This window comes from Nostoc punctiforme PCC 73102 (assembly GCF_000020025.1).
GTDB lineage: Bacteria > Cyanobacteriota > Cyanobacteriia > Cyanobacteriales > Nostocaceae > Nostoc > Nostoc punctiforme.
Window position 1 is genome coordinate 3,749,974 of sequence record NC_010628.1, and the last position, 13,923, is coordinate 3,763,896.

Annotated in this window: 1 protein-coding gene; it reads right to left on the reverse strand. The window is 42.3% G+C overall.

What is annotated here, in order from left to right; genetic code table 11:
* Positions 1-70: 70 nt before the first annotated feature.
* Entirely contained in the window at positions 71-13,918 is a 13,848-nt protein-coding gene (locus tag NPUN_RS15380; RefSeq protein ID WP_012409515.1) for a non-ribosomal peptide synthase/polyketide synthase, read from the reverse strand.
* Positions 13,919-13,923 lie beyond the last annotated feature (5 nt).

The window sequence follows — 13,923 nt, forward strand, 5'->3', positions numbered from 1 at the left end:
ATGGACTCCTACTTTTTTTTTGAACAAAACTCAATACACCGTTATTTTTTTTACCAGTCCCTTATTTTGTTTAATTAATGTCTGCCAATATATCGTCAATATCTTCTTGACTTAACCCAGCTTTGGGAAAGTCTGAAGGTGTAAATCCGCCAACATTGGGTAACTGGCAATGTTGAATTAAAGTTCGTAAAGCTTCCATAAACTGTCTAGCTAAACGCTCAACTGTACTGCGTTGATGAACTTTCTCGCTATACTCCCAATTTATTTGTAGTTCGCCATTCATTACCAATCCGCTTACCTGTAATAAATAATTGCGATATTCTTGGAGACTATGTTCTGTTCCTCCAGATTCTTGAGCAAATTCCCAAGTAGCGATCGCTGATGATTCTCGGTTAAACTGCCCTAAGTAGTTGAAACTCACTTCTGCTTTGGGCAAATGCTCTAGTTGCTCTGCATCTTGGCTCAGATAGCGTAAGACTCCATAACCAATACCTCGCATCGGCAAGCGGCGTAATTGCTCTTTGACTAATTTCAGCGCCTCGCCTGGATTTGTCTCATCTCCTAATTTTAAGTGAACAGGGAACAAAGTTGTAAACCAGCCTACAGTCCGTGACAAATCCACGTCTTCAAATAGTTCTTCTCGTCCATGTCCTTCAAGGTCAACTAATAAGGAGTCAGAACCAGTCCACTGGGTAAAGCTCTGCATTAAGGCGGTTAGCAGCACATCATTAATTTGGGTGTTGTAAACAGCAGGTACTTCCTGTAACAGTGTATCCGTCTCTTCACTACTCAAAGACAATGACACATAAGCAGATGAAGCTATGGTGTTGGTTTCTTTGGTTGGGGGATAATCTACTGGTAAAGGAGTAATGTTTGTGGCTGATTCAGCTAACCAGTAGTTGATTTCGCTACTGAGTGCGGCTGATTGAGCATATTTAGTAAGTTGTAAAGACCAATATTGAAAGGATGTAGTCTTAGGAGGTAATTGAATCACCTCAGCGCGAATCAACTGCTGGTAGCCAGTTTGCAAATCATCCAATAAAATTCGCCAAGAAACACCATCCACCGCCAAGTGATGAATCACCAGCAACAACCGACTCGGCTGATTATCACCAAGAGTAAATAATACTGCTCGCATCAACGGGCCAGTGGATAAACTCAGACTCGCTTGAAATTCACTACCAGCATTCTCCAAAGCAGCTGGTTGTTCCTGTGGCGAGAGAGTGGATAAATCAACCACACTCAAAGCCACTGTTTCTTCAAAAGCCGCGTTAAATTGTTTCCAGATAACAGCATCCAGCACAAAGCGCAAGCGTAAAGCATCATGGTGTAGAAGTAACTGCTGCAAAACCCGTCTTAAAAGTTCCACGTCAAGGTCTGATGGAACTGATAGCAGCACTGATTGGTTGTAATGATGGGGTTGGGGCTGATTTTGAGCAAAGAACCAATGTTGAATCGGCGTTAACGGCACAATTCCTGTAACTAAATCTTGTTGAGCTTGGATTTTTTTAGTTGTGCCTACCACTTTTGCTAACTGAGCAATTGTCTGATGCTCAAACAACTGCTTAGGACTCAGTTGCAATCCGGCTTGATTTGCACGAGCAATAATTTGCAGACTAAGGATAGAATCACCACCCAATTCAAAAAAGTTATCATGAATTCCTACCTGCTGCGATCGCAGAACCTCAGCCCAAATCAGTGCTAATTTTTGTTCAATAGATGTAGTCGCCGCTACAAAACTCACTTCTAGTTCCGAGCGCGACTCTGGTATAGGTAAGGCACGACGGTCGATTTTACCGTTGGGTGTCATAGGCAAAGCTGCCAAGAACACAAAAGCCGCAGGTATCATATAATCAGGCAGCTTTGAGGTGAGGAATTGCCGCAGTTCTGTCACTGTGGGGGTTTGCTCTTGTTTAAGTACAAGATAAGCCACTAAGCGTTTGACACCAGGGTCATCTTCCCTAGCAATAACTACTGCTTGGAATACAGCCGGATTTTCGTTGAGAACAGTTTCTATCTCTCCCAACTCAATACGGAAACCGCGAATTTTTACTTGGTTGTCTATCCGTCCCAAATACTCAATATTTCCATCAGGTAAATATCGCGCTAAATCCCCAGTTTTATACAAGCGCTCTGATTCTAATTTTGAATTTTGTACGACCTTGGCGTTCCCGTAGGGTATTTTGAATTTTGAATTGATAAATCTCTCTTGTGTTAAATCTGGACGATTCAGATAGCCTTGTGCTAAACCAGCACCCCCAAGATGCAACTCTCCAGGCACACCAATTGGCACTGGTTGGAGATTTTGGTCGAGGATGTAAGCTTGGGTATTAGAAATCGGACGACCAATGGATGGTGCAACAGTCGCCCCTTGGGGAATCAATGCAAAGGTCGAGTAAGTTGTATCTTCCGAAGGACCATAAAGATTGAAAACATATTTGACAGTTTCTTGTTGATAAATCTGTTGGACGAGTTGATTTTGTAGAGGTTCACCAGCCAAGTTAACTGTACTTACCCCAGCAGGTATGCCATTAACGCGGATTAACTCACTAATTGCAGAAGGAACTGTGTTAATTAACGTCACCTGTTCAGCAGCAGGTAAAGTAGGTAGATGTAAGGCATTCTCAGCCAAGATAACTTTCCCACCCCAGGATAAAGGCACAAATAACTCGAAAACAGATAGGTCAAAACAAATAGAGGTAGAAGCCAAAACACCAGCAAGCTGTTGTGGGGTAAATACTTCTTTAGCCCAACTTATTAAAGCAACTGGGCTTTTGTGTTCGATAGCTACGCCTTTTGGTCTGCCTGTAGAGCCAGAAGTATAGAGGACATAAGCGAGGTTTGTCGGTTGAACAAAACTTTGCAAGTTGGTTGTGGGGAATTTTGCTAATTCTTGCCAATTTTCATCTAAGCAAACTACCTGTGCTTGATGTTCTGGAAGTTTGTCAACTAGTTGTTCTTGCGTTAGTAGTACCGAAAGCTGGGAATCTCTTAATGTGTAGCCTAGACGCTCTTGGGGATAATCTGGGTCAAGAGCGACATAAGCCCCACCTGCTTTGAGAATCCCCAATAGTCCCACCACCATTTCTAGGGAGCGTTTGACACAAATACCTACTAAAACATCTGGTTTGACTCCCAGACTTTGCAGATAATGTGCTAATTGATTGGCACGATGATTTAACTCGGTGTAGGTGAGTTGTTGGTTTTCAAATACTATTGCTACAGCATCGGGGGTGCGTTTTACTTGGACTGCAAACAATTCATGAATGCAGAGATTTTGCGGGTAGTCTGTTTGTGTGGTATTCCATTCAATTAATAATTGCTGCTGCTCATCTGGTGTGAGTAAGGATAATTCCCGTAGCTGCTGATTTTGGTTGGTTACAAATCCTTCGAGCAAAGTCTGGAAGTGTCCCAGCATCCTGCTAATTGTTGCTGCTTCAAAGCGACTTGTATCGTAACTCATCTTGACAGTTAATTCTTGACCGGGAATAGCTAACACTGTCAGAGGATAATTGGTTTGTTCCATACCGCGAACACCAGAGACTTCCAGGCTGCCATTCTGTTCTTGCACAGAAGCATCAACTGGATAGTTCTCAAACACGACAAGGCTTTCAAACAATGACATTCCTCGCGGAATTTCACTCCAGTTCTGAATTTCTACTAGCGGCGTATATGAGTATTGCTCACACTCTACCTGCTGTGCTTGCAAATCCTTGAGCCAAGGTAACAGTTCCTCGTTTTCAGAAATAATTACTCTCACTGGCAGGGTATTAATAAACAGTCCCACCATTGACTCCACACCCACAAGGGTTGGTGGACGACCGGAAACAGTAGCACCAAATACCACATCTGCTTCCCCACTATAACGGGAAAGCAACACTGCCCATGCTCCCTGAACGAGGTTGTTTAGTGTTAATTGATGTCGCCTAGCGAAAGATTCAAGGGCATTTGTTACTGTTTGTGGTAAATAAATTTCTTGTTCACTGTAACTTGAGTGTTGCTCCTGGCCTATTAATGATTTATCCACCATTAGAGAAGTTGGAGCAGTAAAGCCTTGGAGCTTTTGTTGCCAGTATATTTCTGCTTGCCCTAAGTCCTGTTTCTGTAACCAGGCGATGTAGTTTCTATAAGGTGAACTAGGTTCGTGGCGTAAATTTTTGCCTTGACAAATGGCTTCATAATAATCGAAAACTTCTTTGAGAACCAAAGGTAAAGACCAACCATCGAGTAGTAGATGATGATAACTCCAAATGAATTGATATGCAGCTGCGTCTAATTGGATGAGATTTAGGCACATTAATGGGGCGAGTGAGAGTTTAAAGCTATGCTGTTGCTCAGATTTTAGGAAGATGTCTAGTTTCTCTTGCTGTTCGCTACTAGACAATGCACGCCAGTCATCAATTTCTAGAGGTAGTTTGACTTGACGGTAGACTAATTGCAAGGGCTGGTGATGATTTTCCCAAATGAACCCAGTGCGGAAAATTGAATGTCTATTAATTACTTGCTGCCAAGCTTGCTCAAAAGCTGGTATTTCTAGGTTGCCTTTTAATATACAACTCAACTGCTGAAAATAAACTCCTGACTCCGGCTCATACACACTGTGGAAAAGCATCCCCTGTTGCATCGGTGAGAGGGGATAAATATCTTCCAGATTTCGAGCGGTAGTTTTGCTCAATTGGGTATCAAGTTGTGCTTGAGTGAGTCTGGCTAGGGGAAAATCAGAAGGGGTGTAACCGCCAACCTCTGGAGATAAACAATGAGCTATGAGCGATCGCAATACTTCGATAAACTCTTGTGCTAGGTTTTTTATAGTGGCGTATTGATGACTATTTTTGCTATAAGTCCAATCTATTTGCAATTGACCCTGGACGATGATGCCGTTGATGTCTAGCAGATGACTCCGCAAATTATTTAAACTTTGAACTGCACCGAGAGACTCGGTAGTTAGTTGGAAATCAGCAGATTTACTCAAAGCTTGGTCAAATTGACCCAAATAGTTGAAGCTAATTTGTGCGGGTGGATATGTCTGCAAACAAGAGCTAATTTCCGCATCTTGTTGCAGATAACGTAGTATGCCATAGCCAATTCCTTTGTCTGGAATTTGCCGCAACTGCTCTTTAATTGACTTTAAGATATTCCCTAAATCTTCATTCACGCTTAATTCTAACAATACTGGGAAAATCGTTGTAAACCAACCAACAGTGCGTGATAAATCGACATCGGTAAAAATATCCTCCCGCCCATGACCTTCTAAATCAAGCAGCAAGTTGGAGCCAGTCCATTTGCCCAAAACCTGGACTAAAGCAGTCAGCAGAACATCATTAATCTGAGTATTGTAGGCTTTTGGTACTTCTTGTAACAATGCCTGGGTTTCTTCAGTAGTCAACGACACCGTCACTGTAGTAGCATCTGCAACAATGTTAGTACCTTGTTCATAGTCTACAGGTATGGGCAGAACTTGTTTACGGGATGGATTAAGCCAATAAGTTAGTTCATCTTTGAGTGCGTCTGATTGTGCATACTCACTCAACTTTTGCGCCCAATATTTAAACGATGTTGTCTTAGACGGTAGTTGAATCGCCTCACCACTGCTAAGTTGGTGATAAGCATTTAACAAATCTTCTAATAAAATCCGCCAGGATACACCATCTACCGCTAAGTGATGGATAATCATGAGCAATTTGCTAGGTTGACCATTACCAAATTGAAAGAGTACGGCTTGCAGCAATGGCCCAGCAACAAGATTTAAGCTAGCTTGAAATTCATTGCCAGCATTCTCCAAAGCTTCTTTTTGCTCCTCTGACAGCATGGTTGACAAATCAACTATGTTCAAAGGTACTGTTTTCTCAAAAGCAGCGTTAAACTGTTGCCAGCTTTTACCCTCTCGTACAAACCGCAGACGTAAGGCATCATGGTGTAGAAGTAATTGCTGTAAAACACCCTTTAAAAGTTCTGGTTTTACGTCAAATGGGATTGATAGTAGCACCGATTGATTATAGTGATGCGGCTCATGCAGATTTTGCTCAAAAGCCCAATGTTGAATCGGTGTTAGTGGTAATTCTCCAGTTACTAAACCTTGTTCTGCTTGGATTTTCTTCGTTGTGCCTGCGATTGCCATCAATTCGACAATTGTCGGATTTTCAAACAGCTGCTTGGGATTTAGCTGCAATCCTGCTTGGTTGGCTCTAGCAATAATTTGCAGACTGAGGATGGAATCGCCACCGAGTTCAAAGAAGTTATCATAGATACCTACTTGCTTGACTCTCAAGACATCTGTCCAGATACTCGCTAGCATCTTTTCAATGGGTGTGCGGGGAGCCACAAAGCTAACTTCCAATTCTTGACGTGAATCAGGAGCAGGTAAAGCGCGTTGGTCTACTTTGCCGTTAGATGTTAGAGGTAAGGCTTCTAAGAAAACAAAAGCCGCAGGTATCATATACTCAGGCAGTGTTTCTTTGAGGAACTGTCTTAGATAACTAACTGTCAGTACATGGTCTTGTTTGAGTACAAGATAAGCAACTAAACGTTTACTTCGACTTCGCTCAGTACAAGTGTCTCCTGGAATATCTTCTCGAACAAGTACCGCTATCTGTGAGATTGATGGATGTTGGCTAAGTGTAGTCTCAACTTCGCCTAATTCAATGCGGAAGCCCCGGATTTTTACTTGGTTGTCAATGCGTCCTAGATACTCGATATTCCCATCTGGTAAATAACAGGCTAAATCTCCAGTTTTATATAATTTTGAATTTTGTACGCCCTTGGCGTTCCCGTAGGGTATTTTGAATTTTGAATTGTTAAAGGGATTGGGGATAAATTTCTCTTGTGTTAACTCAGGACGGTTGAGGTAGCCTAATGCCAGACTATCACCACCGATGTGTAGTTCCCCAGGTACACCAATCGGCACTGGTTGCAGATATTGGTCAAGGATATAGACTTGGGTGTTTGCGATCGCACGACCAATGGAAGGTAAAATATCTTGGTGTTCATTAGCAACCACCAGCCCAGAAGTTGTAACCACAGTATTCTCAGTCGGGCCGTAATTATTGACTAGCTGGAAGGGAATTAAAGCAGATGGATAATGATGTAATCTATCTCCACCAGTTAAAAGCATTCGCAAAGCGCAATCATTCCATTCTAGGGTTAACAAACCTTCTGCCAACGGTGTCGGTACAAAACTAATAGTTATTTGCTGGCAAATCAACCAATCCCGTAAACCGTGAAGTGAGCTAAGGATATCAGCCTTAACTAGGTAAATACTGGCTCCTGCACTTAGATAAGGCCATAATTCCCACACGGAAGCATCAAATGCTGTTCCTGCTAGTTGGGTAGCTCGGTCTGATGCAGTAACTTCAAAGGTGCGTTGATGCCAGAAAACTAAATTTAGTAATCCCTTATGAAGAACTAGCACTCCTTTAGGCTGACCTGTAGAGCCGGAAGTGTAAATCACATAAGCCAAATTACCAGCTTGCACACCACTAATGGAATTCTCTTCACTCTTTTGAGAGATTAAGTTCCAGTCAGTATCTAAGCAAACTACCTGTGCTGAATGTTGGGGTAGCTTCTCAAATAATCGCTGTTGCGTCAGCAGCACAGATACTTGAGAATCAGACAACATATAGCTCAGACGCTCTTGGGGATAATTGGGGTCAAGAGGGACGTAAGCCCCACCAGCCTTGAGAATGCCCAAAAGTCCTAACACCATCTCTAAAGAACGTTCCACACAAATACCAACCAGCATATCTGCGCCCACACCCAAAGTTTGCAGATAATGTGCTAATTGATTGGCTCGACTATTTAATTGTTGGTAAGTGAATTGTTGGTTTTCAAATACTACTGCTACTGCATCGGGAGTTAGCTTTACTTGATGCTCAAATAACTCATGAAAGCACCTATCTTGGGGATAATCTTTTTGCGTATTGTTCCATTCAAACAATAATTGCCGTTGCTCATTAGCGGTAAGTAAACACAATTCAGAAAGGTGCTGCTGTGGTTTTGCGACAATTCCTTCAAGCAAAGTTTGGAAATGTCCTAGCATCCTGGTAATTGTGGTTGCCTCAAAGCGACTAGTATCATAACTAATGTTCACCGATAACTGAGAACCGGGAACTGCCGACACCGTTAACGGATAATTCGTTTGTTCACTGCCGTGAATATCAGAAATCTCCAAAAAGGCATTTTGTTGTTGAACAGAAGCATCAATAGGATAATTCTCAAACACAACAATACTCTCAAATAGAGGCATACCTCGTGGTACATCACTCCAACCTTGAATTTCTACCAGTGGAGTATATGAATATTGCTCAGACTCCACTTGCTGCGCTTGTAAATCTTTGAGCCAAGGCAGAAGTTGCCCAGATTCGGGAACTTCTACACGGAGTGGCAAAGTATTAATAAACAGCCCCACCATCGACTCTACTCCTATAAGAGCAGGTGGACGACCAGAGACAGTCACACCAAAAACCACATCCGCCTCTCCACTGTAACGAGACAACAGCAGCGCCCATGCTCCTTGCACAATATTATTGAGCGTTAATTGATGCTGTCTGGCAAAACCTTGAAGAGCATTTGTTGCTAACTCCGGTAAATAAATCTCCTGTTTGCTGTAGCTAGATTGCTGCTGCTTTTTCAGTGTTTTATCTACTACCAAAGGCGTTGGAGCGCTAAAGCCTTGCAGTTTTTGCTGCCAGAAAACCTTTGCTTTTGCTAAATTCTGTTTTTGTAACCAAGCAATATAATTCTTATAATCACCAGGCGGTTGATAATCTAAATTTTTACCTTGACAAATAGCTTCATAAAACTCGAAAACTTCCTTGAAAACTAAAGGTAAAGACCAGCCATCAAGAAGTAAATGATGATGACTCCAAATAAATTCATATATATCTGCATCTAATTGGATTAAATTTAGGCGCATCAATGGGGCTTGAGATAATTGAAAACCCCGCCTTTGCTCAGATTCTAAAAAAATCTCAAGTTGCTGTTCCTGTTCAATCGCAGACAGTTCACGCCAGTCGCTAATTTCCAAAGCCAATTCGACTTGCCGATATACAACTTGTAGTGGCTGGTGATGATTATCCCAAATAAACCCAGTGCGAAAAACTGAATGTTGAGCGATTACCTGCTGCCAAGCTTGCTCAAAGCTGAGTATTTCTAAGTTACCCTTCACAGTAAAGTTTAACTGCTCAAAATATGCTCTCGACTCTGACGCATATAGACTGTGAAACAACATCCCCTGTTGCATTGGTGAGAGCGGATAAATATCTTCCAGATTTTGATATTTGATTTTGCTCAATTGTGCATCAAGTTGTGTTTGAGTCAGCTTGGCTAAAGGGAAATCGCTAGGAGTATAACCCCCAGCATCAGGAGATAAACAATGAGCTATCAATGCTTGCAACGCTTGAATAAACTCATTTGCCAGGTTTTCAATTGTGGACTGTTGATGAATATTGCTGCTGTACGTCCAATCTATTTGCAGTTGACCTTCAGAGATAAATCCACCAATATCTAATAAGTGAACCCGCCGACTGTGCAAACTTTGGCTGTGTCCCACAGATTCATCATCTAATTCAAATCCAGCACTTGTATTCACAACTTGGTCGAATTGACCCAAATAGTTGAAGCTAATCTGTGCTGTTGAATATGTCTGCAAACGAGAGCTAATTTCCGCGCCTTTTTGCAGATAATGTACTAAGCCATAACCAATCCCTTTGTTAGGAATACCACGCAACTGCTCTTTAACTGACTTTAAGACATTTCCTAAATCCTTAGTAGTTCCCAATTCTAATAACACAGGAAAAATCGTTGTAAACCAACCAACAGTGCGTGATAAATCTACATCTTCAAATAATTCTTCTCGCCCATGACCTTCCAAGTTGAACAGCAATAATTTAGAGCCAGTCCAGTTACTCAAAACCAGCGCCAAAGCAGTCACCAGAACATCATTGATTTGAGTATTGTAAGCCTTGGGTACTTCCTGTAATAGTGCTTGGGTTTCTAGCGCATTCAATGACACTGATACCGTAGCAGCATAGAGTGCAGTATTATCACCCTGGACATAATCAACTGGTATCGGTAGCACTTGTTGACGGGATGGATTAAGCCAATAAGTCAGTTCACCTGCGAGTGCATCTGATTGGGCATACTCGCTCAACCTTTGCGCCCAATGTTTAAATGATGTCGTTTTCAGTGGTAACTGCATCGCTTCACCACGAATTAGCTGTTGATAACCTGTTTGCAAATCATCTAACAAAATCCGCCAAGAGACACCATCTACAGCTAGGTGATGTATTGTCAGTAATAATCGGTTAGCTTGGTTGCCCAAATCAAATAATGCCGCTCGGATTATCGGCCCAGTGCATAGGTTGAGTTGGGCTTGGAGTTTGCCGCCAACATCCTCTAGGGCGGCTAATTGCTCTTGTGGTGACATTGTGGATAAATCTACCACACTCAACGGCACTGTTGACTCAAAATCTGCGTTTACTTGGTGCCAGCCTTCTTTCTCTGGCGTAAACCGCAAGCGCAGTGCATCATGGTGTAGTAGTAATTGCTGTAAAACCCGCTTTAAGAGTTCTGGTTTTAGGTCTGATGGTACTGAGAGCAGGACTGATTGATTATAGTGATGGGGTTCGGGCTGATTTTGCTCAAAAAACCAGTGTTGAATCGGTGTTAGGGGTACAAGTCCTGTGACTAAACCTTGTTGTGCTTGGATTTTTCTGGTTGTACCTGCCACTGCTGCTAACAGAGCAATTGTCTGATGTTCAAACAACTGCTTGGGACTTAAATGAACTCCGGCGAGATTGGCTCTGGCAATAATTTGTAGACTGAGGATAGAATCGCCACCGAGTTCAAAGAAGTTATCATGAATCCCTATTTGTTCTACTCCTAGCACCTCTGCCCAAATTTTACTAAGCATCTGTTCTATCGGTGTTCGGGGAGCTACAAACCTGTTTTCCAGTTCCCGCCCTGATTCTGGTGCTTTTAAGCCACTGCGGTCTACTTTGCCGTTAGATGTCAGTGGTAAGACATCCAAAAACACAAAGGCTGCCGGAATCATGTACTGGGGTAGCTTTGAACCCAGGAATTGCCGCAGCTCATTGACGCTGATAGCAAGCTGTTGATTGAGTACCAAGTAAGCAACTAAGCGTTTATCACCAGGGTTATCAACTCTAGCTAGAACTACAGTTGCTTGAACATCGGGATGTTGACTAATTGCGGCTTCAATTTCTCCCAATTCGATGCGGAAACCGCGAATTTTCACCTGGTTGTCGATGCGTCCGAGATATTCTAAGTCACCATTGCCAAGATATCTGGCTAAATCCCCAGTTTTGTACAATCGGGCATTTGGGTCATCATTAAAGGGGTGGGCAACAAATACTTTCGATGTCAACTCTTCTCGATTGAGATAACCACGGGCTAACCCTGCACCCCCCACGTACATTTCCCCAGGAACGCCCATCGGCAGTAATTGCCTATTTTGATCTAAGATATATACCTGTAAATCTGGGATAGGACAACCAATCACACTGCCAGCATTGCTGCTCAAATCTGCGATGGTGATGGGACGATAAGTTACATGAACGGTGGTTTCGGTAATTCCATACATATTCACCAACTGCGGCAATTTGTCTCCGTGGCGCTCAAACCACGGTTTTAAGCTTTGAAGTTCTAATGCTTCGCCGCCAAAGATTACCCATCGCAGAGCTAAACTTTCTGATGTCTTTATAAGTTCCTCAGTTTGTATCAACTGCCCGAAGGCTGAAGGTGTTTGATTTAAGACTGTTACTTGTTGTTTGCAAAGTAATTGATAGAAGTCAGCCGGAGAACGACTTATCCAGTAGGGTACAATTACTAATCGCCCACCTTTGATTAATGCTCCCCAAATTTCCCACACTGAAAAGTCAAAGGCGAAGGAGTGGAACAGCGTCCATATATCGTCTTGATTGAAGTGAAACCATTCTTCTGTAGCAGTAAATAGCCGCACAATATTGGCGTGATTAATTAAGACACCTTTGGGTTTACCTGTAGAGCCAGAGGTGTAAATGATGTAAGCGAGGTTGTCTGGTGTGGTAAGTCTTGGAGGGTTGTTTGCACTTGATTGAGCGATGAAGTCCCAATCGCTATCGATGCACAAAATTTGCGCTTGATTTTCGGGAAGATTTGGCAGTAGTTGCTGTTGGGTTATTAATACTTTGACTTGGGAATCTGCTAGGGTAAAGCTGAGTCGTTCTTGGGGGTAATTGGGGTCAAGCGGTACGTAAGCTCCTCCGGCTTTGAGAATTCCTAAGATGCCGATAAGCATTTCTATGGAACGTTCGACACAAATACCGACTAAGATATCTGCACTTACACCCAAACTTCGCAAGTGGTGGGCTAGTTGATTGGCTTTTGTGTTTAATTCTTGGTAAGTAAGTTGCTCGTTTTCATATACAATTGCGATCGCATCTGGGCTACGCTCTACTTGTAATTCAAATAATTCATGGATACACTGTTCTTGAAAATAGCTGGTTTGTGTGTTGTTCCACTCTAAAAGTATTTGATTTTGTTCAGTTTTTGTCAGCAGAGATAGTTGGCTTGGGTACTGATTTGCGTTAGCTGCGATGCTTTCGAGTAGTGTTTGGAAGTGTCCCAGCATCCGGGCGATTGTAGGGGCTTCAAAGCGGTTAGTGTCATAACTGATACTGATGGATAACTCCGAACCGGGAACAGCCAATATTGTTAAAGGATAATTTGATTGTTCTATACAGCGAATATCAGAAATATCCAAGTTAGCAATCTTTTCTTGCACAGAAGCATCAACTGGATAATTTTCAAATATCACAATGCTCTCAAATAGAGGCATTCCCCCTGGTATTTCGCTCCAACCTTGAATTTCTACTAGTGGAGTATAAGAGTATTGCTCAGATTCTACTTGTTGTGCTTGTAATTCTTTGAGCCAAGGTAATACTTCCACGTCTTCGGGAATAGTTATTCGCACTGGCAAGGTGTTGATAAATAATCCTACCATTGATTCTACCCCCAGTAGCTCTGGTGGACGACCAGAAACAGTCGCTCCAAAGACGATATCTGTTTGCCCACTGTAACGGGAGAGCAATAGCGCCCATGCTCCTTGGATGAGGTTGTTGAGCGTTAGTTTATGTTGCTTGGCGAATGTCTGGATGTTTGTGGTTGCTGGCTGAGTAATCTTGATTTGCTGTGTGGTATATTTTGACTGCTGCGTAGGCGTAGTGTGTCGTAGACATCGCTTGCTTAATGGAATTTCTACTGTTAAAGCTGTTGGGACTGTAAAATTTTGGAATTTTTCTCGCCAGTATAATTCTGCTTGGGAAACATCCTGCTTTTTTAGCCAAGTAATATAATCTTCGTAAGGACGAGGTGTTTTTAAATATAAATTATCGCCTTTATTGAAAGCATCATAGAAAGCAAATACTTCTTGGACTATGGTTGGTAAAGACCAACCATCTATTAACAGATGATGATGGCTCCAAATAAATGTATATGTATCATCTGCTATTTGAATCAAAGTGCAACGCATCAGGGGAACTTGTTTAAGTTCAAAGCCTTTGTCTCTGTCTGCTTGCACAAAAGCTTCTAGTGCATCTTGTTGTTCGCTAGGAGATAGCGATGTCCAATCATAATGAAACCAAGGTATATTAACTAATTTACAAACTACTTGGAAAGATTGCTTAGGGTTTTCCCAAACAAAAGCAGTACGCAAAACCGGATGGCGTTCTAATACTCGTTGCCAAGCTTGTTCAAATGCTGCAATATTGAGATTTCCCCGGAGGGTACAAATTAACTGCTGGAAATAAACCCCTGTTTCAGGGGCATAAAGAGTATGGAATAGCATACCCTGTTGCATGGGCGAAAGAGGGTATATGGATTCAATATTCTTACCTTTGCTTTTTTTATCAACAGTTACCATTGCTA

Coding starts and splice junctions, on each gene's coding strand:
- NPUN_RS15380 (WP_012409515.1), bottom strand. CDS start 13,918: ATGGTAACTGTTGATAAAAAAAGCAAAGGTAAGAATATTGAATCCATA.